Source organism: Bifidobacterium sp. (assembly GCF_022640935.1).
GTDB lineage: Bacteria > Actinomycetota > Actinomycetes > Actinomycetales > Bifidobacteriaceae > Bifidobacterium.
The window spans coordinates 1-22,794 of record NZ_JALCCV010000030.1; the positions used below are offsets into that span (position 1 = coordinate 1).

General features: G+C 63.1%; 12 protein-coding genes. 1 reads left to right on the plus strand and 11 read right to left on the minus strand.

Annotated features, from left to right (window positions below; all coding sequences use genetic code 11):
* Positions 1–31 precede the first annotated feature (31 nt).
* From pepN to LKG04_RS07295, 6 genes are all read right to left on the minus strand, one after another.
* Positions 32–2,635 (minus strand): aminopeptidase N, encoded by a 2,604-nt coding sequence (gene pepN / locus LKG04_RS07270; RefSeq protein ID WP_291759471.1) that lies wholly within the window; start codon positions 2,633–2,635, stop codon positions 32–34.
* Positions 2,636–2,877: 242 nt separating this feature from the next.
* Entirely contained in the window at positions 2,878–4,938 is a 2,061-nt protein-coding gene (locus LKG04_RS07275) for a ribonuclease J (protein WP_291759473.1), read from the minus strand.
* A gap of 148 nt (positions 4,939–5,086) precedes the next feature.
* Positions 5,087–5,992, minus strand: coding sequence for a 4-hydroxy-tetrahydrodipicolinate synthase (gene dapA / locus LKG04_RS07280; protein ID WP_291759475.1), 906 nt, complete (start codon positions 5,990–5,992; stop codon positions 5,087–5,089).
* 112 nt (positions 5,993–6,104) lie between these two features.
* Positions 6,105–6,983, minus strand: coding sequence for a phosphogluconate dehydrogenase (NAD(+)-dependent, decarboxylating) (gene gnd / locus LKG04_RS07285; RefSeq protein ID WP_291759477.1), 879 nt, complete (start codon positions 6,981–6,983; stop codon positions 6,105–6,107).
* Positions 6,984–7,074: 91 nt separating this feature from the next.
* Positions 7,075–7,650 carry a gluconokinase gene (locus LKG04_RS07290; RefSeq protein ID WP_291759479.1) on the minus strand — a complete coding sequence of 192 codons (576 nt, stop codon included), beginning with the start codon at positions 7,648–7,650 and terminating at the stop codon, positions 7,075–7,077.
* Between the two features lie 95 nt (positions 7,651–7,745).
* The gene (locus LKG04_RS07295; protein ID WP_291759481.1) at positions 7,746–9,161 is read right to left on the minus strand and encodes a GntP family permease; all 1,416 of its coding nucleotides are present in this window, start codon (positions 9,159–9,161) and stop codon (positions 7,746–7,748) included.
* Positions 9,162–9,461: 300 nt separating this feature from the next.
* Between LKG04_RS07295 and LKG04_RS07300 the strand changes: the two genes are divergently transcribed.
* Positions 9,462–10,262, plus strand: a complete 801-nt coding sequence (locus LKG04_RS07300; RefSeq protein ID WP_291759483.1) for a FadR/GntR family transcriptional regulator — start codon at positions 9,462–9,464, stop codon at positions 10,260–10,262.
* A 284-nt stretch (positions 10,263–10,546) separates the two neighbouring features.
* Here LKG04_RS07300 and dapB read toward each other — a convergent pair whose 3' ends face one another.
* From dapB to LKG04_RS07325, 5 genes are all read right to left on the minus strand, one after another.
* Positions 10,547–11,299, minus strand: a complete 753-nt coding sequence (gene dapB / locus LKG04_RS07305) for a 4-hydroxy-tetrahydrodipicolinate reductase (protein WP_291759485.1) — start codon at positions 11,297–11,299, stop codon at positions 10,547–10,549.
* 86 nt (positions 11,300–11,385) lie between these two features.
* The gene (locus tag LKG04_RS07310) at positions 11,386–12,657 is read right to left on the minus strand and encodes an MFS transporter (RefSeq protein WP_291759889.1); all 1,272 of its coding nucleotides are present in this window, start codon (positions 12,655–12,657) and stop codon (positions 11,386–11,388) included.
* Between the two features lie 227 nt (positions 12,658–12,884).
* Positions 12,885–13,679 carry a GNAT family N-acetyltransferase gene (locus LKG04_RS07315; RefSeq protein ID WP_291759488.1) on the minus strand — a complete coding sequence of 265 codons (795 nt, stop codon included), beginning with the start codon at positions 13,677–13,679 and terminating at the stop codon, positions 12,885–12,887.
* Positions 13,680–13,813: 134 nt separating this feature from the next.
* A complete protein-coding gene (locus LKG04_RS07320) occupies positions 13,814–18,082 on the minus strand; it encodes an ATP-dependent DNA helicase (RefSeq protein WP_291759490.1) in 4,269 nt (1,422 codons plus the stop codon).
* Entirely contained in the window at positions 18,075–22,670 is a 4,596-nt protein-coding gene (locus LKG04_RS07325) for a PD-(D/E)XK nuclease family protein (protein ID WP_291759493.1), read from the minus strand. Before LKG04_RS07325 ends, LKG04_RS07320 begins: the two co-directional genes overlap by 8 nt.
* Positions 22,671–22,794 lie beyond the last annotated feature (124 nt).

Below are 22,794 nucleotides of genomic sequence, written 5' to 3' on the forward strand. Positions count from 1 at the left end.
GTCTAGGGCTGCGACGCGTTGCAGCTAAGCCTTACAGCGACTCGTTGTACTTGCGTACCTTGAGTGTGCGCTGGGAGGTTTCGACATTGGCGCTGATGAGATGGCGCAGGGCGCGGTCGGCGTCCGGATGGGTTTCAAGCCAGCGGGTGCCGCCGGCCACCAGCCGCGCGGGATCGGCGTACGAGGGGTATAGGAAGTTGATGAGTCCTTCGGCCATGTGGAAGGTCTTATGCTCCCAGATCCAGTCCACGGTCTCGAAGTACCGGTCGACATACGGCGCGGACAGTTCGGCGTTCGCCTGAGAGAAGCCAAGGCTGACCCGCTCCAACTGGCTGTTGGTCAGCCCGTCGTTGTGCAGCGCCTGGTCCCAAGCCCATTCCTTGGCTTGCTGAGTGGAATGCGCGGCGCGGGCTCCGTAGGCGAATTCGCGGTTTTCCGTGGTCTCGCGCTTGGCGAGCTCCGCATCGATTCCAGCCTCGTCGATCAGATTGGCGACCGCCAACGCGTGGATGATCGACCAGCGCAGGTTGTTGTCGATCTCCAAGCCGTCAAGCTTGATGGAGCCGTTCAGCAGACCTTGCGCGTTCTTGGCGAATTCGGCGTCGCGCTCCTTGCCATAGCCCAGATAGGCGCTGACCAGCTGGAACTGCTCATCGGAGCCCGGCTGCGCATCACCGGCCAACTGCCAGATCTGCGCGGCGGCGCGCTGCGCGACCTCGGCAGAACGTTCGGCGGCGACATAATGCATCACCGTGGCACGCAGTATCGAAATCGCGTAGCGGAACGTGGTCGCCTCATGCTCGGTCGAGAGCATCTTCAGGCTCAGATCGACGAAGCGTTCAGCCGGGAACTGCGCGTCGCGCGTCATATCCCACAAGGACAGCCAGATCGTGGCGCGGGCGAGCGCATCGTCGAAGCGGTACAGGTTCGCGGCGGCGAATTTCAACGAATCCGCGTCGAATCGCAGCTTGGTGTAAGTCAGGTCATCGTCGTTCAGCAGGATAAACGCCGGACGCCTGCGGCCCACGACCTGCGGCACTTCGGTGCTCTCGCCGTCGACATCGAGCTCGAAACGCTCGGTGCGCACGATGGCGCCGCCCGCGTCAGCGTCGTAGAAGCCGATCGCCAAGCGATGCGCGCGCAGCACCGGGTGCTCATCCGGAGCTGATTGTTTCAGCGTCATGCCGGTGATCGTGCCGTCCGCGGCCGTTGTCACTTCGGCGGCAATCGTATTGATGCCCGACTGCTCCAGCCACTGCGCGCTCCACGCCTTGAGATCGCGCCCGGAGGCGGCTTCCAATTCGGTCAGCAGATCGGTCAGCGTCGCGTTGCCGTACTGATGCCTGGTCAGATAGCGGTTGATGCCTGTGAAGAACTGCTCGCGGCCGACGTAGGCCACCAGCTGCTTCAAAACGGACGCACCCTTGGCATAGGTGATGCCGTCGAAATTGACTTCCGTGTCATGCAGATCGTTGATCGGCGCAACAATCGGATGCGTGGTCGAAAGCTGGTCTTGGTTCAATGCCCAGCTCTTCTCGCCGGAAGTGAATGTCGCCCAAGAATCGTGCCATTCGGTGGCTTCGGCGGTGCACAGCGTCGACATGAACTCGGCGAAGGATTCGTTGAGCCACAGGTCATTCCACCATTTCATGGTCACGAGGTCGCCGAACCACATGTGGGCTAGCTCGTGCAGTACGGTCACCACGCGGCGCTCGACCATCGCGTCGGATACCTTGGACTCGAAGAGATAGGAATCGCGAATTGTGACCATGCCGATGTTCTCCATCGCGCCCGCGTTGTATTCCGGCACGTAAATCTGGTCGAACTTGGCGTACGGGTACGGCACGCCCCAAGTCTTGGCGTAGAAGGCGAAGCCTTTCTTCGTGATGTCGAAGAGATACTCCGCGTCCTTGTCGAGCGCGTCTTTGAGCGCCTGGCGGCAGTACATCGCCATCGGCACGGTGCGGCCGTCCTCATTGGCGTATTCCGTGTGCCATTGGGCGTACGGCCCAGCGCAGATCGCAGTGAGGTAGGAGCTCATCGTCGGCGTCGATTCGAACACCCAACGCTTGATGCCTTCATCCGGGTGATCGCCCAGCGTGCCTTCGGCGGTCTCGCCTTGGGCTGCTTCGCTGGAAGCCACCGGCATATTCGAGGTGACGATCCAGCTTTCCGGCGCCAGCACGGTGAAATCGAAGACCGCCTTGATGTCGGGTTGGTCGAAAACCGCGTAGACACGCCGCGCATCCGGCACTTCGAACTGCGAATACAGATATATGTTGCCATCCGAAGGGTCGACGCTGCGATGCAGGCCTTCGCCGGTATTCGAATATCGGCACAGCGCATCGACGGCGACTTCGTTATGCGCCTTGAGGCTTTTGAGCGCGATGCGGCTGTCCGCATAGGCTTCCTGAGGGTCGAGAGCCTCACCGTTGAGCGTGATCGCCGTGATCTCATCGGCGATGAGGTCAAGGAAAGTCTTGGCTCCCTGCGTTGCATCGAAGCTCAGCGTCGTATGCGAGCCAAAGGTCTTCGGGCCTTTCGTCAGATCAAGATCGACGGCATAATGAACCGGCCCCGACACGATATGTTCGCGCTCTTCAGCCTCGACGCGGGTGAGATTGGCTCCTGGCATGACGCTCCTTCTATGCAAAGCAAGTGACTTCGATGGTTAGCAGTTTTATACTACGCGACGGCCTCCCGGCGATTCTCCTCCCGGCGGTTCGCCTCGCCTATGCCAGTGCGACGCAGAATGATGTCTCATCCTGCGTCGCACTGTACTGTGTTTCGAGGGCCTCGGCGGCCTAGGCCCTTTGCCCGCATGAAGTCGGCATCGACAATCCTGCCGATTCCGAGCCGCTGCGGGTCGGGCGCATCTCAGCGCCTGTCGGAGGACTCGACGTCCTGTGCGATATCGGCGATGACCGGCACCACCATGGGCTTGCGGTGCAATTGGCGGGCCACCCAGCTGCCGATCGTGCGACGCATGATCTGCTGGAGCTTGTAAGTGTCTTTGGTGCCCTGCATCATCGCGTCTTCGAGCTGCTGGATGATCTGGCTGCGCACCTGCCCGAAATCGCTTTCGTCCTCGGCCATGGCATTCAGGTAGATCTTCGGCCCGGACACGACGTCCGAGTGATCGGTATCGACCACGGCGAAGCAGGAGACGAAGCCCTCGGTGCCTAGGATACGGCGCTTCTCGAGCTCGTCATCGGTCAGCTCGCCGACCGAATCGCCGTCGACGTACACGTAGCCGCACGGCACGGAACCGACGACCGCAGCCTGGCCATGGTACAGATCGACGACGTCGCCATCCTCTGCCAGCACGACGTTGTTCGGATTCACGCCGGTCTTGACGGCGATCAGGCCGTTGGCGACCAAGTGGCGGTTCTCGCCGTGGATCGGCATCGCGCACTTGGGCTTGATGATGTTGTACAGGTAGAGCAGCTCGCCCTCGTCGGCATGCCCGGAGACATGGATGGCGGCGCTGTCCTTGTTGACGACGCGCGCGCCCTTCTGCACGAGCTTGTTGATGACCTTGTAAACGCCGTGCTCGTTGCCCGGGATGAGCGAGCTGGCCAGCACGACCGTGTCGAACTCGTTCACGGTGATGTCGCGGTGCGTGCCCTCGGCGATGCGGCCGAGCGCGGCCATCGGCTCGCCCTGCGAACCGGTGCACATGTAGACGATCTTGCTGTCCTGCACGTCATGCGCCTGCTTCAGGTCGATGACCGTGCCTTCGGGGATATGCAGATAGCCCAAGTCGGACGCGATGGCCATGTTGCGCACCATCGAACGGCCGACGAAGACGACCTTGCGGCCGATCTTGTGGGCGGCGTCCACGACCTGCTGCACGCGGTGGACGTGGCTGGAGAAGCTCGCCACGATGATCTTGCGCGTGGCTTCGGAGAACACCCGTTCAAGCTCCGGCCCGATCGAAGTCTCAGGCTTGACGAAACCGGGCACCTCGGCGTTGGTCGAATCCATCATGAGCAGGTCGACGCCCTGCTCGCCGAGCTTGCCGAATTCCACGAGATCGGTGATGCGGTGGTCGAGCGGCAGCTGGTCGAGCTTCAAGTCGCCGGTGTCGATCAGCGTGCCGGCGGCGGTGCGCACATGCACAGCCAATGCGTCGGGGATGGAGTGCGTGACGGCGATGAATTCGAGATTGAAGGGGCCGACCTTGAGCTTGTCACGGCCATTTACTTCGATCATCGTCGGATTCTGATGGTGCTCCTCGCACTTCGCCTTCACGAAGGCGAGCGTGAGCTTGGAGCCGATCAGTGGAATGTCCGGACGCAATTTAAGCAGGAAGGGCACGCCGCCGATATGATCCTCATGCCCATGGGTGAGCACGAGCGCGTCGACATCATCGAGACGGTCCTTGATGTAGTCGAAGTCAGGCAGGATCAGGTCCACGCCGGGCTGCTCTTCCTCAGGGAAGAGCACGCCGCAGTCGACGAGCAGGATGTGGCCGTTGTACTCGATCACGTTCATGTTGCGGCCGATTTCGCCCAAGCCGCCGAGCGGCGTGATGCGCATCGAACCCTTGCGGTATTTCGGCGGGGCGATCAACCGTTCGTCCTGCTGGGGGGAACGCGCCGCGCCATTCGAGCGGCCGGAACGGCGTTGGCCATTGGAGCGCGAGGAGTTCGAGCGGCTGGGCCGCGAGCGGTTCGAATCACTGCGGCCTGACTCTCCGCGGCCCGAGCCGGAATGCCGGGAATCGCCGCGCGCGCCGCGCGACCGGCCGGACCTGCTGCGTGGCGCCTTCTCCTCGTGCTGCGGCTGTTCGGACTGCTCAGGTTCGAACTCCGCTGCCGCCTGGTCTGCCTCGCGCGGCTCCTCGTACGAGGCCTCGGCCTTGCGCCTGCCGGCTTTGCTGCCGCGGCGGTGCGTCGCGGTCGTCGCGCCTGATGTTGGTTCTTCTGTTGTCATGTGTTCTCTTGCCATATGTCCTAGTGGGTTTCTGTTATTTGGTGCCCATGTTCGTGCATGGGCGAGGGATTGTTCGTCATCATTCACCGGCCGAGGCGCATGATGTCAGGCGATTCGCCCGGCCAGGCCGATTGATGCGCACGCGATGCTATACAAGTCCGCTGGCACGCATGCCCTGCTCGGCGCGGGCCAATTCGTCGGTTCCGGGCCCGACATTCGGCAGCCGCATGGTCGTCTCGTCGAGCACGCCGCGCACGCTGAGCGCGGCTTTGGCCATCACGGCCTGGAAGCCATTGCCGTTCAGCGCCTCGACAAGCGGCGCGAGCCGAACGGCGAGCTTCTGCGCGCTGTGGATGTCGCCGCGATCAAACGCTTCGGCGAGCTCGCGCATCGGCCCGGCGGCCACATGCGCAATGACCGAGATGATGCCGACCGCGCCAATGGACAGGAACGGCAGGAACAACCCGTCGTCGCCTGAATACCATGTCAGACCGGTTTCGATGCGCTTACGCACGGCGCCAGCGATATCTCCCGTGGCGTCCTTGACGGCCTTGATGTGATTGAGGCCCGAAAGACGCCGATAGGTCTCCAGCTGGATGTGCACGCCGGTGCGGCCGGGCACATCGTAGATGATGATCGGCTTGTCGGCCGACTCGTTCACTGCCTGATAGTGGCGGAAAATGCCTTCCTGCGACGGGCGCGAATAATATGGCGCCACGACGAGCACTGCGTCGGCGCCCGCCTCCTGCGTCTGTTCGGCCATGCGCACGGTATGGATCGTGTCGTTTGAACCCGCCCCCGAAATCACCGGGACGCGCACGACGTCCTTCACGGCCCGCACCAGCTCGACCTTCTCGTCCATATGGGTCACCGGCGATTCGCCGGTGGTCCCGTTGACGACCAAGCCATCAGCGCCATCGTCCACCAACTGCCTGGCGAGGCGCTGCGCCGCATCGAAATCAACGGAGCCTTCTGCCGTCATCGGCGTAACCATAGCGGGCAGAACACGTCCGAACGGCGCCGGGTCAAGAAGATGCATGGAACCGTCACTCATACTGCATAACGCTACTTCGCGGGCGGGACTCATCGTCACCATATGCAACGGGGGCGCAGCTCGAAACCGATCAGGAAACGAGCCGCACCCCCGTTTGGCACAGCGAACGCCGCTAGGCCTTGTCCACGGCATGGCCACCGAACTGGTTGCGCAGCGCGGCCACCACCTTCATGGTCATCGGATCGTCAAGCTGCGAGTTCTGCCGGGCGAAGAGCGAGGCTGCGGTCACCGGCAGCGGCACGCCCATGTTCAGGCCGTCCTCAATCATCCATTTGGCCTCGCCGGTCTCCTGCGCGCGCCCGGCGATATGTTCCAGATCCTTGTCGGCGTCGAGCGCGCGCACCAGCAGATCAAGCAGCCAGGAGCGTACGACCGTGCCTTCGCGCCAGGAATCGCATACGTCGCGCGGATTGTCGACCAGGTCGCTGGCATCCAGCATCGCATAGCCTTCGCCCAGCGCCTGCATCATGCCGTATTCGATGCCGTTGTGGATCATTTTGACGTAATGGCCTGCGCCGACCGGGCCCGCGTGCACGAGTCCGCTGTCGCCTTGCGGCTTCAGGGCCTCGAATATGGGCTTGATGTGCTCGTAGTCCTCATCGGAGCCGCCGGCCATGAGCGCATAGCCTTCGGTGACGCCCCAGACGCCGCCGGAGGTGCCGACATCCATGAAATGAATGCCGTGCTGCTCCAGCTCTTTGGCGTGGCGCTGATCCTCGCGATAGCGGGTGTTGCCTCCGTCAACCACCAAGTCGCCGGGCTCAAGCAGCCGAGAAAGCCGGTCGACCGTGCTGTCCGTAGGCGTGCCGGCCGGCACCATAACCCATACCACGCGTGGCGCGCCGAGCGCACCGACCAATGCCTCCAATGAATCCACGTCGCGGCCGGAGTCGGCGGACATATCGTAGCCGACGACCTCATGCCCGCCGTTTCTCAGCCGCGTTGCCATATTGCCGCCCATGCGGCCCAAGCCGATCATGCCGATTTTCATGATGTTTCCTTTCGTAGTGCGATGCGTGAGCGCAATGCGCTCGCACGCCATTTGCCAGCGCGTCATTGATTAGTGATAAGCGTGTCCGCTCTTACAACTGCAAAGCGTCGAGAACCGCCTGGGACTCTTCCTCGATCGTCAGATGCTGATCGAGATCGACGCTCACGTGCACTTCGTCCGCGGCCGGCGGCTCGAGGATCTCGAACTGCGAGTCGAGCATGGCCGGCTTCATATAATGTCCGGTGCGATGGGACAGCATGTCCATCACCGTGTCGTAATCACCGCTGAGATACACGAAGACGACGCCCGGCATCCGCAGCTTGTCCCGGTAGACGCGCTTGAGGGCTGAGCAGGTCATGACCCCGGGCTTGCCGCTTTCGATATGTTCGCGAATCCATCCTGCGAGCTTGTCGAGCCAGCCCCAGCGGTCGTCGTCGGTGAGCGGGACGCCAGCCGCCATCTTGTCGATATTGGCCTGTGGATGGAAATCGTCGCCCTCCGCGCTGTCCCAGCCTTGGCGCTGGGCGATGGTCGTGCCGACCGAGGTCTTGCCGCAGCCGCACACCCCCATGATGACGAGAATAGGGGTGGATTCGTGTAGATAGCCTTCGGGGACCGTATTCTCAGAGATTCCCCTGACCTTGGCATCGGTTGCATATTGAGTCATAGCAACTTTCCTTTCGAGACGTTTTCCTTGCTGGGTTCTGTTCTTATATCATGTATCGCCATCGCATCCGACACGGCCTTGCCATGTCGTTATGGTCAGGCCGGAATCGGGACGAAGATGCTGGCGATAAGCACCAGGCCGAAGATGACGACGGAGAGCAGGCATTCGAGCACGGACCAGGTTTTGAAAGTCTGGCCGACGTCGAGGTTGAAGTACTCTTTGACCAGCCAGAAGCCGGCGTCGTTGACATGCGACAGAAAGATGGAGCCGGCGCCGATGGCGAGCACGAGCAGCGCGATCGCGGCAGGGGTCGCGCCCATGGTCTCCATGACCGGGCCGAGGATGCCGGCGGTCGTCATGATCGAGACCGTTGCGGAACCGGTGGCCACGCGCACGAACACGGCGATGAGCCAGCCGAGCAGCAGGATGGAGATATGCGAATTCTGGACGAAATCACCGATCATCGTGCCGATGCCCGTGTCGACGAGCACGCCTTTGAATCCGCCGCCGCCGCCGACGATCAGGAGGATGCCCGCGACCGAAGGAAGTGCTGCGCCCAAGGATTCATTGATCTTCTTGAACGGTATATGTCCGACCGCTCCAAGCAGGAACATCGAGAAGAGCACGGCGATGAGCAATGCCATCTCCGGATTGCCCAGGAAGGAGACGACCTGCGTCCATGGGGCAGAAGCTGTGTAGGCGGCCGGAGCCGAGATCTCGCCGATCGCATTGATGAGCATCAGGACGGCCGGCAGCAGGATGCACAGCACCGAAAGTCCGAAGGAAGGCGTCTTCCGACCGCCCGCGCCGCGCTCTTCTTTGAAGCCGGCGAAGTTCGCCGGCGCCCCGACCGGCACCCACTTGGCGGAAATATGGGCGAATGCCGGTCCGACGATCACGATCGTCAGAATGGCAATAGGGATGCCGAAGAGCATCGTGATGCCGATATTGGCGTTCTGGAAGCAGCTCAAAGCCGCCAGCGGGCCGGGATGCGGAGGCACGCACGCGTGCATCACCGACAAACCCGCCAGTGTGGGGATCGCCACTTTCATCAACGGCAGGCCGGTGCGCCGGGTGACCAGGACGATCACGGGCACGAGCATGACCAAGCCGACTTCAAAGAACATCGGCAGGCCGATCAGCGCGCCGATCGCTGCCATGGTCCAAGGGATCATGGCCGGCGAGGAGCGCCCGACCAGCGTGTCGACGATGCTGTCGGCGGCGCCGGTATCCATAAGCACCCTGCCGAGCATGGAGCCCAGGCCGATGAGGATGCCCACACTGGCCATCGTGGAGCCAAAGGATGTGCTGAAACTGGTTATGGTATTGACCGGTCCGAAGCCCGAGCCGATGCCGACGACAAGCCCGGCCAAGATCAGCGATACGAACGGATGAAGCTTTGCTACGGTAACCAGCAGCACCAGCACGACGATGCTGGCGATCACGCTGATGCCCAGCTGCGTCGAATTCAGATTCGGTGCGCTCGCCGCAAGGACGACCACATTATTCATCTGCCACCTCTTCTTTGAGAAGGATATGCACATTACATATGTTATATTCTGGCAAACAACATTGTTTTGCATGCCATATTCAAACTATAGTCACCATTCGAGTGATTACGCAATGCGTTATCGCGCAGCGTGTCTCAAATGTATGCCATATCACACTCAGGGACAGCATTGTGACATACTGAAGATATGACGGATACGCACGAGGCAATGAAGAGGGCAGCTGTGGGGAAGAAGGCAGCGGAAAAGACGTCACCATTGTCTTTGTTGGCGACGAAGGCGCCTGTGAAGGCGAGATCGGCAATGCCGAAACATACGACTATGGCGCGGCTTGCCCGCATTGAGACTTCGAAATCCGAAGAGCGGAAACCGGCCGTCTCGACGGATGATGCCGGACAGGCCACGAAGCCGCAGGACGACGCTACATTGCACGACAAACTTCTCGACGAGTGGGGTATGGGCATCATCACAGGAGCCGTCGCGCCGGGCGAGCGACTTCCGCAGCCGAGCACAGAACTGGGAAACCCGTCACGCACGGTCACGCGCGAAGTGACACGGGTGTTGGAATCCATGGGGCTGGTGAGCGTGAAACGCAAAGCCGGGGCGACCGTCAATCCGAAGGTCTTGTGGAACCCCTATGACCCGCAGATCATCCGGTGGCGGCTTAACAGCCCGAATCGGCCCGTCGCCTTGCATGAGCTGTCGCAGCTGCGCGTGGCGGTGGAGCCGGTCGCGGCGCAGCTGGCCGCCGAATGCGCGACGCCGCAGGATTGGGCCGTGCTCACTCAGGCCACGATGGATATGGTCGCCTACTCGAATAACGCGACCAGCCGGGAATATCTGCAGGCCGACATCTTGTTCCACCGAACCTTGCTGAGCGCGAGCGCCAATCCGATGTTCGCTGCGCTGGGCGATATCGTCGCCGCCACCTTGCAAGGACGTACCGAGCATCGGCTCATGCCGCAGGTCGCGAACGCCGATGCCCTGCGCCGGCACACCGAGGTCGCGGCCTTCGTTCGCAAAGGCGACGGCGAAGCGGCGCGCAAAGCCATGGAGGACATCGTCAACGAGTCGGACGAGGCCATGACGCAGATGACGCAATAACGCAGGTCGCCAATAACACAGCTGTCGCTGGGCGAATGAGAGAGGATCCTATTAGGCAGATCCGGGTGGTTGCGCAGGCACGAACGCTGGCGAGTCCCGATACCGGCTCTCGGAAATAACGGAATTCGGCCAAAACGCTTCGCGCCGAATTCGCCAGTTATTGCATCAAGTGCCGAATAAACGAAAAACTGCCTAATACAGGGTTCGGCATGCGTTTGATACATTCGAACCAGCCGTTGCCGCCGAAATTGCACGACGACATTCATAGGGCGAAAACCTTGCACTCAGAGGTCGAGGAAGGTGTCAAGCCCCACGCTCAGCCCCGGGTATCCGCCGGAGACGACTTTGCGCACCGCAAGCAGCACGCCCTGCATGAACGAGCTGCGGTCGAAGCTGTCGGCGCGAATGACCAGCTGCTCCCCTGCGTTTCCCAGCAGGATCTCCTCATGCGCGTTCAATCCGCGCAGGCGCACGGCATGCACATGCACGCCGTCGATCACCTGCCCGCGCGAGCCGCCATCGGTTAGCGTGCCGTCCGGCACCGGACCGAGGCCAGCCTCGCGGCGGGCCGCAGCGATGGCCTGCGCCGTATGGATGGCTGTGCCTGAAGGCGCGTCGACTTTGTCGGGATGATGCATCTCCACAACTTCGACGGATTCGAAATACCGTGCCGCCTGCGCGGCGAAATAGTCGGCCAACACCGCGGAAATCGCGAAGTTCGGCGCGACGCACACTGCCTGGCCTTTGCGAGGCGCCTTGGCAAGAGCCTGCCGAACCTGCTCGAGCTTGTCCTCATTCCAGCCAGTGGTGCCGACCACTACATCCACGCCCTGGCCGACAAGCGTCAGCACGTTGCCCAGCGTAGCAGCGGGCACCGTGAATTCCACGGCGATATCGGTATTGCCGGCATTGATCTGCGCCGGATCCTGCCCATGATCGATGGTGTGCGACAACGTCATATCGTCGGCGCCATTCACCGCCTGCACCACGCTCGACCCCATGCGCCCCTTTGCACCTACCACTGCAACCCTGATCATCTGCGACCCTCCATGCTGTATCTCCATACGCATTTCTGATATGCGTCACGCCTTTGCCTGCTTTCGAGCGTAGCACCTTGCGCGCATCACGCAGCTTTGATCGACGCTCTTTCCCGGGCGCGCCGTGCGCGAACCTCGACGGCACGACGCCGCGCGAGCGCCCAGCAGCCCATGGCCAGCAGCAGCGTGACGAAAGTCGTGACGCATGGAATAAGCAGGCCCACATGGTAATCAGCGCCATCCAGCACGATGCCGGCCAAGGACGACCCCAGCGACGCGCCGATCTGACCGGCCGTCGTGATCCATGACAGCCCTTCGGTCAGCGAGCGCGACGGGACGATGCGCTTGACGATCAGATTGCCGGTGGCGAACACCGGGGCGACACACAGCCCGGATAGCACGGACAACGCCCCCAGCAGCAGCAGATTGTCCATGAAGATGCGGATCAGCACATATCCCAAGGTCAGCAAGGCAAGAAACTGCACCATATGCCGCCAGCTCGATCCCTTCATCTCCCTGGCTCCGAAAATCAGGCCGCCGATGCAGGAGCCAACGGCGAACATGGCCAATTGCAGGCCGAGCAGCTGTTCCCTGCCCAGCGCTTTCATCATCGCGGTGACGGAGACGTCGAAGGCGTTGAAGCTCATGTTGAAGGCGACGAACACCACCAGCACGGGAAGGACGCCTTGGCACAGCAGCACGCTCTTGGGCCTGGGGCCGTGGCGATGCAGCTGATGGATCTTGATGTCGTCGGGCTTCATTCCGACTTGCGCGCCGTTGCCCATCGCGGCACGCACATCGGCGTCGTCCTCAGCGGCCGGCTGCACCTCGACGGCCTCCATGACCGGCGGTTGCGTGCCGCGCAAAGCGAAGAAGAACGCGCCGCCCAAGCCACAGGCGAGCGTCGGCACGAAGAGCTGCGACACCGGGTGCACCGAAGTCGCCAGGAACGCGGCCAGAATCGGCCCGAGAATGAATACCACCTCGTCGATGGCGGATTCCAAAGCATATGCAGTGTTGAGCAGTTTCTCGTTGCCCGGCCCGCGCAGTGCATAGGCCCAGCGCGTGCGCACCAAGGCGCCGAAAGAAAACTGGGTCAGTCCCATGATCACCGCCAGCGAGAACAGCAGCGGGATGGGCACTCGCACCAATGCGGAGAAAGCGAAAGCCAGCATCGAAACGACTTGCAGGCTCAGTACGGCCCGTCCTACGCGCCGCTGGCCGAAACGGTCGAACAGCCGGGCGTAGAACGGAGTCACCACAGCAAGGGCGAGGATGTAGGCAGCGCTCATCGTGCCGGCGATCGCCCAATTGTCGTACAGGTGATTGAGCGCCAGCACGATGCCTAGGCTCATCATCGAGGTCGGCAGCCTCGCTACTGCGCCCGAGATGCAGAAAGCCTTCGTTCCCGGGATGGCGAACAGCCCGGCGTATAGCGAGGAACGCTTGGGCGACTGGCTGGGACCGCCATTCTCAGGGCTCGCCGCGCGTTGCGTCTTCGCCCGTCTTTTAGCGGCCGATGCAACCGATACCACGGGCGAAGACGGAGTTGATTGCCCAGCTGCACTAGCGGCGATGAAGTTGCTCACATCTTCTCCTTGCCTGGCATCGATTCTCTTGACGCCGATCCGCTCGGCATCGATCCGCACGGCATCGAGAGCGCCGGCCCACGATCCGGCACATGCCCGGACGACCTGCCTGACGCTTGGCCGCGACGGGCGAGCAGTTCGTGCGGATCCGCAGCGTAGATCATCATCGTTTCGGGCATGCGGTGCCCAGTCGCGGCGCCGCCGGCCTGCGGATGCACGGCCACGGCGAGCTCCATGCCCCGATGATCGTAAAATTCCGTGTCGCAAGTATCGTCCGTATGCAAATAGAAGCGGCGGATGCCTTCGCCGACGAACCCATGCAGCATGCGCCGCCAGAGCTCGCCGCCGATGCCATGTCCGCGCGCATCCTGGGCGACGAGGAACAGCTCGAGCTCGGCTGTTGCCGTGGCGGCGATCCCCGTCCCGGTCTCCATTTGCCGCTCGACGCCTTGCTCGGACAGCACTTCCCTCAACAGGCCCTCTCCGATCGGGCTGGACTTCAGCTCCTCGTCCACTGCATGCAATGCCGGGCTGGATTTCGCAAACAGTGGCGGCTCGCCCTGCATGCGGATAAGCGCGACGCCCATGAAATGACCGGCTCGCCACGCCGTCAGGCTGCGCGTGCTGACGCCAAGATAGTGCAAGACGAAACGCCGCGACACCAGTGCGGAGAGTGGCTGCCACGGCTCGCCCCACATGCGCTCGAACTGCTCGACGATGGCGTCGATGTCGCCCCAGCGTATCGGGCGAATGATGATTTCACTGGCATGCACGTTCCTGTGCGCGGGCATGACGATGCCTCCCTTAATATTGCATCAGTCATGTGTGCCCGCCCACACATGGGTCCAAGGGTCGCAGCATCCCGTCGTCAAACGGCTGTGCGACGCGTTTTCCAGTCGCAGGACGACGCGTCTGGCGCGGCCGTCTAGTCGTTGTCGGATTGCTTGGGGATGCCGGAGCTCAACTCGGCCAAGATCTCCTGTTCCGTCTTCTCGCGGGCATGCAGCTCGCGAGCGCCTTCCTCAGGCTCATTCAGATAGTACAGTGTAGCGTCGATGCCGGCCAATGGCACGTTTTCAATCGCCGAAAGCAGAAGTCGATACATGTCCAGCTGGCGCAGCTTGGTTTCGACGTCTTCCGGCCTGCGTGGCTTGGCGCCGGTTTTCCAATCGACGATCGTAAAGCGTTTGGATCGGTCATCGCCGCCATTTTCAGTCAGTCCGCCGTAGAACACCGCATCCAGCTTGCCCACGACGATCTGATCGCCCAGCTGCGGGATGGCGACGACGATCTGACGTTCGGCCCACGCCGGACGCCGACGGGCCCAACGGGAGCCGGCCAGCCGACGCTGCCAGAGCAGGATCCGTCGTTGCTTGGCGTCGTCGGTGCCGCGCGCCGATGTTTGCCCGCCGACCTGGCCTGCAGCATGCCGGGCGGCTTGCTCGGCAGCGTCGAGATCAGCCAGCAGCTGAGCCCGGGTCTGGCTGGATGGTTCGGCAACGACCGCTGCCCCATCCGCATCCACTATGTCGTCCGGCAGATCGCCCTCACGGTCGAAAGCGTTGACGAAGCGTTCAGCCCAGGCGTGCAGTATCGTGCCGGAACGCGCCGCGGGCGAGGCGACCTGCGGTATCGGCCGTACCAGCGCCCGCCAGAACCGCTGCTCGGCGCGCGCGTTCATCGATCCCGCGCGCGCCTGCAGCGCGGTGACATTCTGGCGCCGGCCGGCGAGAATGCGTTTGCCCCGTTCGCGCACGACCTCACCCAGGGTGCGGGCCGAAGTCCCGTCTCCGCCGATTTCCCATGGCATGAGATCCTCGTCCGCCACTAGCAGCTGCGCCCTGAGCAGCAGTGACCGCGCAGAGGGAAGCGTTCCACCGGCATCCGTATCTTCGCGGCCTTCGCCTTCGGGCTGGGTTGCCGATTCAGCCATCGCGGATTCGGCGCAGCGCTTATCTACGGCCTTGCACTGGGCCTCATCACCGATATAGCCGGGGGTCCCAGCCGAGGTTTCGATTGGGCCCGAACGCCGACGGCGGGTCAGCGCCCCGCGCACCGTATCCGCTGAAACGCGCAGCGCGTTCGAAATGCCGGCGCTCATCGTGCTGGGCCAAGGCAGCTCCGCCGGGCCTTCCTCATCCTCCAGCTCGGATTGCCAAGCTTCGCTCACCACGAGCCGCTGGTACCATCCGGCATGCTCGCCCACGAAGAATCCATCAGGCAACGCGGCCTCAGCCGCGGCGAGGCTGTGCCCGTGCGCATGCTGCCGATCGGCCTGCGGCATGGCGATATCGTCATGCCGGCACAGTGAGTCACGCACCTCAATCCAGAAATTCGATGGCCCGACACGCCGGAGCTTTTCCTCGCCAGGCTTGCGGCCGGTCTCTTTCGTGGCACTGTAGGTCAGCAGCGCCTCCTCCCGCGCGCGGGTCAGCGCCACATACGCCAGCCGCCGCTCGTCGGCGTGCAGGCGGCTGCCGTATTCCTCTTGCTGAGTCAGATACCATGCCTCGCGATCCTCATATCCGATGTCGTCGTTGAGTGGCGCAGCAGTACGCATGTCACCGAAGATCTCGTCGTCGATCTGCTCGACATCCTCCAACGCCCGCAACGATCGGATAGGATCCGCGCCGCTGTGCGCGTCATGCGGGAAGCGTGGCAGGATGCCCGCATCCGCCCTGACTGGAACCGGCACCGCGGCGGGATCGGTCAGCCATGTGTCAGCGGTCTGGTTATATCGCGGCGCAGTCCACACTCCATTATGCATGCCGCCGGGATGCTCATCATCGAGGCTGATGCTCAAATTGTCGCCTTGACTGCTGGGGAATGTGCGTTCGGAAAGGCCTACCACCGCGACCGAGTCCCATTCCAGCCCTTTTGACTGATGAATGGTCATGAGCGCCACATCCGCTGATTCATCCGGGGGCGCAGAACCCTGATCCTGTATGCTGGCGAGCGCGTCGACCCACGAAACGAAACCTCGCAAGCTGGCCCGCTGGCCTTCGGCGATCTCCTGCGAGTACGTGTCGATCAGCTGGACGACCGCATCCATCGGCGCGCGTGCGTTCGACGGGGAAACCGGCTGGTCAGGACGGGCGAGCGCCTGTGCCACGACGGTATCGATATCCAAGTCCAACGCCTCGACCGCCGTCCGCATGATATCGTTCAGCGGATGATTGAGCACGCGTTGCACCTGTTGTATTGCGGCGCCCGCACGCATAATGGATTGCCGCCCCTGCACGGTGAGCGATGCCGCGTGCGCGAGCAGCCGCTGCAGGTCAGGTCCGGCGAGCACATCCGCAAGGAACACCGCGTTAGGCACCTCGTCGCGGTGCTCGTTAACGGCCTGCGCCCATTGGCTGCGGGCAAGATCGGCGCTGACCAGCCCGGCCTGCGACAACGCACGGAAGCGGAATTCAGTGTTGCGTTCCTGAGCGATGTCCGCAAGCACCTGCAGCTCGTGCGCCGACAACGCATATCTCGCAGTGGCGAGCAACCGCATCAGCGACGCGGAATCGGTATGGTCGGCGGCCACATGCAGCAGCGCGAGCAGGTCGCGCACCTCAGGGCGTTCAAGCAGCGCGGAATAACCGACAATCTGCACGGTGAGTCCGGCTCGCTCAAGACCCTGCGCGAACTGCGGCATCAGCGATTTCGTGCGGAAAAGCACCGCGACGTGGGGGCCGCTGCCCTGAATTCCCCCGTTCTGCTCGCCATATCCGGAATGCCGGGCGACCGAGGCGAGCGCGAACCTCGTTACGGCATCGATCTCTTGGCCCAGCGTCTCGTATCCCAGAACCCCCAAAGTACCGGTCGGAGCGCTGTCCAGCGCGCGCAGCCGTCCGACGTCGACCTCACTCATGAGTGAGCTGCTGCGCCGCTGCTGGCCTGCTGCGCGCAGCGGCGCGGTCAGATTATTCGCCGCTTCGAGCACGATGCGCGCATTGCGGCGCGTGACGCTGAGCGCATAGGGACGCCTGGAGCCATCCAACCCGAAATCCCGCTGGAACAGGCGAAACGCCCCAGGGCTGGCGCCACGCCAAGCATAGATGGATTGGAAGGGGTCGCCAACGGCGTCCACCGCGCTGCTGCGCGACCTTGCAGACCCGATCGCAGCCAAATCGCCGGATCTGTCGCCGGATTCTCCGCCCGGCGCCTGGCGAGGCGAAACCGAACGGGCCGACGCCGGCTGAAGTGGTGCCGGGTGGAACATCGCGGCAAGCAGCGCGGCCTGCGTCGTGGAGGTGTCTTGGTATTCGTCAAGCAATACATGGCCGTAGCGCTGGCGGTAGCGTTCGCCGATCGAGGGGAATCGCGTGACCAATTGGAATGCGGCCACGGTGAAGTCATTGAACTGCGCCATATTGAGACGCCGTTTGGCCGCATGGTATTCCTGCACGAGCGTAAGCAGGGTTTCGCGCTGCGCCGTGATCTGCTGCAGCTGGCCGCATCGGTATACGCACAGCTGCCGCAATTCGGCCTCGTATGCTTCACGCCGCTGCCTATAACGCTCGTCGCTTTCCTTTTTCGTCCGTTTCCTCATCTTGGGCACAGGTTTGCTCTCGGGCATTGTCTCGTCGCCGATGGCAGCGCCCAGCTGATCGAGGAACCCGGAGTCCCATGCCCGGATGCGGGCGATGGCTTGTTCGATGCTGGTGCAAAACCCGCCGATCATCGCGCCCGAAATGGCGTTGGACAGTGCGAGCACAGCATTCACGACTGTGGCGAACGCGCCGTGATCCTGCCCCGCCAGCAGATCCATATGCTCGTCGACGACATTGGCTGCGAGCTGGAACGACCCTGCCTCGCTCAACGGCTGTGTGCCCTGATCGAATCCGACCAAGAGGCCGTACTGGCGCACGACCGACTGGAAAAAGGCGTCATACGTCAGCACTTCGGGCTTGAGAAACGCCCGATTCATCGCCTCGAACGAGGTGCCGCCGTCAGCGCCTTGCGACGCCGGCTGGCTCATCACCGCCTGCGAGACGCGGCCGAGCAGCTCGGATGCCGCTTTGCGGGTGAAGGTCAGGCCGAGGATGCTCTGCGGAGCGACGCCATGTCTGATCAGTGCGATGATTCGCCGGGTCATCGTGTAGGTTTTGCCGCTTCCCGCGCCCGCGACCACAAGCATGTCATCATTGACCGGCGCATTGATGGCCTGCGCCTGCTCTGGACTGTCCTTGATTTCAGCCATGCACTCCCGCCTCTTTTCTGATTTCGAACACCGTGTCGCTGCTCCCCGAGCACGCCGGGCATGCGGCGCGCATGCGGCAGTGTTGCATATGGCTGGCGCTGGGATGGGCAATCAAGATCGAGGAACGGCTTGCCGCCGCGGCATAGAACACCCGTGCGATCATCGTCAGCGCCCACACCGCCTGCGTGCCACGCAACGCGACGAACCCTCGCCACGCTCCCCCGCCCACATCGTCGGGCGCCGCGTCGCCGTCCAAGGGAACCGTGTCCGTGAGCTTGTGCAGATCTGTGTAGTGGTATCGCGCGGTGAGGGGCATATCGTTCAGGTGCCCGTCGACGAACAGCGGCGGCTGGAACAGGCTTTCGGGCGCATAGCTTTCGGCCGGCATCTTGCCTTTCGCCACGTAGAACAGGTCACACTGGGCGATGCGCGGAGCGCTGCCGCGCGATTGGCCGTCGGATTGATCTCCGGTCGGAAACGCCAGGCCGAGCTGGTAGCATACCAGCTGCAAATCGCTGAACTGCTGGGCGACACCGGGGACGGCACCGGTTTTGTAGTCGAGCAGCCGTATTGCCGTGCTGCCGTCAGGCATACGCCGCGTTTCTTCGCGGTCGATGCGCCCGGAAAGCCGCACTTTCAGATTCTCGCGCATCGCCTCAGGCCAGCCGCCCACAAGCGCGCCCATGATGCCATAGAGGTCGCGGCGCGAGATTGGGTCGATGCCCCTGACGGCATTATAGGCTTCGAGGACGTCGTCCAGCGAAAACTCCGCGGCAAACGAGCGCTCGCACGTGACGTTCGCCACGGTGCCGATGCTGATTCTTCCCGTGTTGCCGCCCAGATATTCCTTCTCGTTCGATGTCACGAAATATCTGGCGATGGTCTCCAGCACGTCGTGGGCGCTGTCGTTTTTGCGAATGGCATTGTATCGGCTTGCCGGATCGCCAGCAGCCTGGAGATCGTCGCGCAGCTCCAGATACATGCTCATCATGCGTTCGCTGATTGCTGTTATACGCTCGTGGGCCGCAAGCCCTGGCAGAAAATCCGGTCTGTCGAGGCCGTTTTCGCTGGCTTGCTGCGCAACCGCATGAATCACGGTGCCGAAAGCCGTCGCCGCGCTGCCCTGCTGCGGGCCGGCGAAACGGTTCTCGAGCAGCCAGCACACCGGGCAGGCCCACAGGCCATCCACGGCAGAGGGGTAGAGCGAGACCACTGACCCGTCCGTGTCGGTCTGCGACGTCTGGTGTTCGTCGTGGCTTGGTGCGGACGCACGCACCGGCCCTGCTACCCGCACGGGAATGCCGTCGCCCGCTGCCGCCGGCTCGTCTTGCCGCTGAGGATAGGCCCAGTTGTCCGGGTCGGCTGAAGCGATGCCATTGCAAGCAAGCAATGCCAAGGCCTCGGAGGCATCAGTCGAAGCCGGGTCCCGCAGTGTCATGCGCAACGGCTCTTCGCAAACCGTTGCCGCCGCTGTTGCTGTTGCTGCATGCGCATTCGCTGCGCCGCCGTCGTCATTGCGCTGGCGCCCAGGAATATGGCGCAGCTTTAGCGCCTGCTTGGCAAGCAGCATGCGGGCCGAAGCCACCAGACCGCGGGGATCGGCATCGAGTCCGGCGAAATCGCCGGAGCCGCCGACTTCACGGTATGGGCGCGCTGCAGGATCGGCTGATGACCGGCGGTCGAACAATTCGGGAAGATAGCCGTACAGGAAATCAGAAGGTGACAGATCGTCGTTGGCGACCGCGCTGAGCCTCACCCGCTGCCGGCCTCTGGTCAGCGCGGTGAGGAAACTCTTCTGCTCGCCGCACAGCACTGCAGCCAATTGCGGGTCATGCCCGGTCAACGCGATCTGCCGATCATCGGCGAGCTGCCCACGCAGCATGATTTGCGCCAATTCCTCACCGCCGAACATGGTGTTGCGCGCCGCGAGATTCGGCCATACGCCCTCCTGCATCGCCACAATCCATACTTCGGCCCAATGCTGGCCGTCAGCCCCGGCCGGAGTAGTCACCGTGACCGCCTGATCTACAGGAGCGACTTTGGCCAGCGAATCGGCTTCGATGCGCATCGAACGCACCTGTTCGAGAAAACCCGTGATGTCACGGCTTGCCCCGCTGCCGGCGGCATAATCAAACAGCCGCATGGCGGCATCGAGGCGATCGTTGGCCGTGCGGCCGTCATCGGTGTTATTCAGCGCCTCGCGCTGCCATCGTTCCGCCACCTTGCACGAGTCCCACGCCAACGACAACGCATATTGCGGTTCGTCTGATGGCAGCGTTGACAGTCCTTCGGCCACTTGCGCCACGAGGTCCCACAGCCGGCCGAAGGCCTCGGCATTGGGTTCATGTCCACCAACGGAGCGTATCACCTCGACTATGCCGTCGGCGGTGAGATCTTCGAAACCGTCGTACGCCAGCATTACATACAACGCCGCAGCATCCAGCTCCATGGTTGCCTCATCTGCAGCCGATGCCGCAAACGCTTGGTCATCGACCTGGATCGCGTCATGTCCGCGCAACTTCCGGCCGGAAAGCACGCTGTCACGAAGGCGGCTCCACGCGCGTTCGAGCCCGGCAAGCGACGAGACCTCCTGCGGCGCCGGCGGCTCGTCGCCGGTGTCCGCTCTGTCCCGCCGCAACACCAGGTGCAGAGAGCCAAGGACTTGCATCGCCGATTCCACCGGTGCCAGCCGGGCAGGCAATCCCTCCCCCTGCGTCTGCGAGCCAACGCTGATGAGCGGACTGTCCATCAACGCCGCGACTCGTGTGCGCACATAACCGGCAAGCGCGCCGAACGACGGCGCCCGGCTGGCTCCTGCAGGAATGTCGGGGTCATCGGCAACCTCGCGGGATGCGTCGGCGCATTCGCCGATGGCGCCCACAACCGCCCGGGCGAGCCCGAGCTCCGCCTTCTTGCGCAGCAGGCGCCGACGCAGCCGCGCCAGTTCGATGAGTGCGAACAGACCTTGCACGAAGGGCTCGTCTTTCAGCGGCCGCGTCACCGAGGAATAGCGTACCGGTACCCCGTCGCGCCGCAGCCGCTCGCCGAAGGCACGCACGGTGACGTTGTCATGCGCGATGAGCGCGAGGTCGTTCCACTGCCTTCCTTGAGAAAGTCGGGCCTCTTTGACCTGCCAGATGACATCGTCCAGCTCCTCATTCGCCGAGCGGTACAATGCCGCATGAACGCTGCCATCTGTGGCTAAGGCGGCATGCGCAGCGGCATCGCCAGCCGCAGGCAAGGCGGCGATCGGCAGGCTGCCGAGGTAGCGCGGCAGCTTCCAGGCGCGGCGCGACGGCGCGGTCGCATCATCCTCTGGCGAAAGGATCGAAAGTGAGATCCGCGAAGCCACCAACGACCGGTAATCAGGTGCGGGCGCATTCGCCATGGTTTCGCTGTCCGGTTTCGCCGCAGGAGTCTCGCCACGCCCCAAGCCTGCGCTGTCTTCGCTGGTTCCGGATTGGTCGTCTTGACTGTCGGGCCGCAGCCGCATGGCATATGCCGAAAACGGCGGTTGCCCGACCTTGGCGTACAGATATTCGGGGTATGAGCCACGGAAGGTCTGCACCGCCTCGTCCGGGTCGCCCACCAGCACCAGCGTGGCCCCTTGTTCCGACAGGGCTTGCAAAAAGGCCAGCCCGGCCAACGTGAGGTCCTGGAAATCGTCGACGACCAGGTAGCGCGGCAGCTCGCTTGGCAGCGCATGAGCAGCCATATCCGTGCCTTCGACGAGCAGCCGGGAAGAATCGAGGCGGAACTCCCCCGGATACGCCATACCGACCATATCGGCGTATTCGCGCCGCAACGCGAATGCAAGCCGCCATTGCACGCGCAATCGTTCCGTGTGAGGGCTCCACGGCCCCAGCCGGTCGAGGATCTCGGGCTCACGCCCATATGATGCCCCGAGTTCATCCATGCGCGCGAGCATGTCACGCAGCTGCACGACGAATGCGTCGTTGATGCCGCGCAGAAATAGGGATTCCGTCGTCGCGCGTCCGGCAGCGGCTGCCGGCGCGGACGGCGCCGTGGCTTCCGCGTCCGCATCTGCGTCTGCGCGCATGCCCGCCGGGCCATCGGCACGGTCCGGGGAGGCAGCCAGGTCGGTGACCATGCCCGCCCAATCGTCGAGGGCGAAATATTCGCGCAGCAACGCGCACGTCGCGCATTCGTCGCCCGCAACCGCGTGGCGAACGTGCACGGACATCACCCGACGCACGAGGGTATCCTGCTCGGCCCCGTTGAGCAGTTTGGGCGGCAACGCACCTTCACGCGCACGCATCGCGGCGATAACGCGAAACGCGACCGCAGACAACGTCGTCACCGGACGCGCCTGGGAGCTGGCCTGTAGCTGGCGGATGACCTCGTCGGCGTAACGATCGGCTGTCTTGCGATTGGAGACCGTCATCACCGCGCGCGTATCGCCGAAGGCATGCAGGCCGGCCATCAGAGCCTGCAGCGCGAATCCGGTTTTGCCTGTGCAGGGCGGCCCCGCGACCAGCAGGGTGTTCGTGCGCGTTCCCGAGGCGCTCCTGAGCGAGCCATCGATCAATGCCCTGATGGCTCGCGTCCCCTGAGTCTCATTGTCCATGCGCATAATCCCACACTAAGGTTCACCCTCCCCGAACGCAGCTGCGAGCCAGGACTGCCCCGCCCACAATCGACATATCCAGCTTGGTTGGAACGACCGGCGCATATGAAAAAATGCCGTGGGG

Excerpts from the sequence above, each read along its gene's own strand:
- LKG04_RS07320 (WP_291759490.1), bottom strand. The coding sequence starts at position 18,082 with ATGGCTGAAATCAAGGACAGTCCAGAGCAGGCGCAGGCCATCAATGCG.
- dapB (WP_291759485.1), bottom strand. The coding sequence starts at position 11,299 with ATGATCAGGGTTGCAGTGGTAGGTGCAAAGGGGCGCATGGGGTCGAGC.
- LKG04_RS07315 (WP_291759488.1), bottom strand. The coding sequence starts at position 13,679 with ATGCCCGCGCACAGGAACGTGCATGCCAGTGAAATCATCATTCGCCCG.
- gnd (WP_291759477.1), bottom strand. The coding sequence starts at position 6,983 with ATGAAAATCGGCATGATCGGCTTGGGCCGCATGGGCGGCAATATGGCA.
- LKG04_RS07295 (WP_291759481.1), bottom strand. The coding sequence starts at position 9,161 with ATGAATAATGTGGTCGTCCTTGCGGCGAGCGCACCGAATCTGAATTCG.
- LKG04_RS07325 (WP_291759493.1), bottom strand. The coding sequence starts at position 22,670 with ATGGACAATGAGACTCAGGGGACGCGAGCCATCAGGGCATTGATCGAT.
- LKG04_RS07290 (WP_291759479.1), bottom strand. The coding sequence starts at position 7,650 with ATGACTCAATATGCAACCGATGCCAAGGTCAGGGGAATCTCTGAGAAT.
- pepN (WP_291759471.1), bottom strand. The coding sequence starts at position 2,635 with ATGCCAGGAGCCAATCTCACCCGCGTCGAGGCTGAAGAGCGCGAACAT.
- LKG04_RS07310 (WP_291759889.1), bottom strand. The coding sequence starts at position 12,657 with ATGATGAGCCTAGGCATCGTGCTGGCGCTCAATCACCTGTACGACAAT.
- LKG04_RS07300 (WP_291759483.1), top strand. The coding sequence starts at position 9,462 with ATGCCGAAACATACGACTATGGCGCGGCTTGCCCGCATTGAGACTTCG.
- dapA (WP_291759475.1), bottom strand. The coding sequence starts at position 5,992 with ATGAGTGACGGTTCCATGCATCTTCTTGACCCGGCGCCGTTCGGACGT.
- LKG04_RS07275 (WP_291759473.1), bottom strand. The coding sequence starts at position 4,938 with ATGACAACAGAAGAACCAACATCAGGCGCGACGACCGCGACGCACCGC.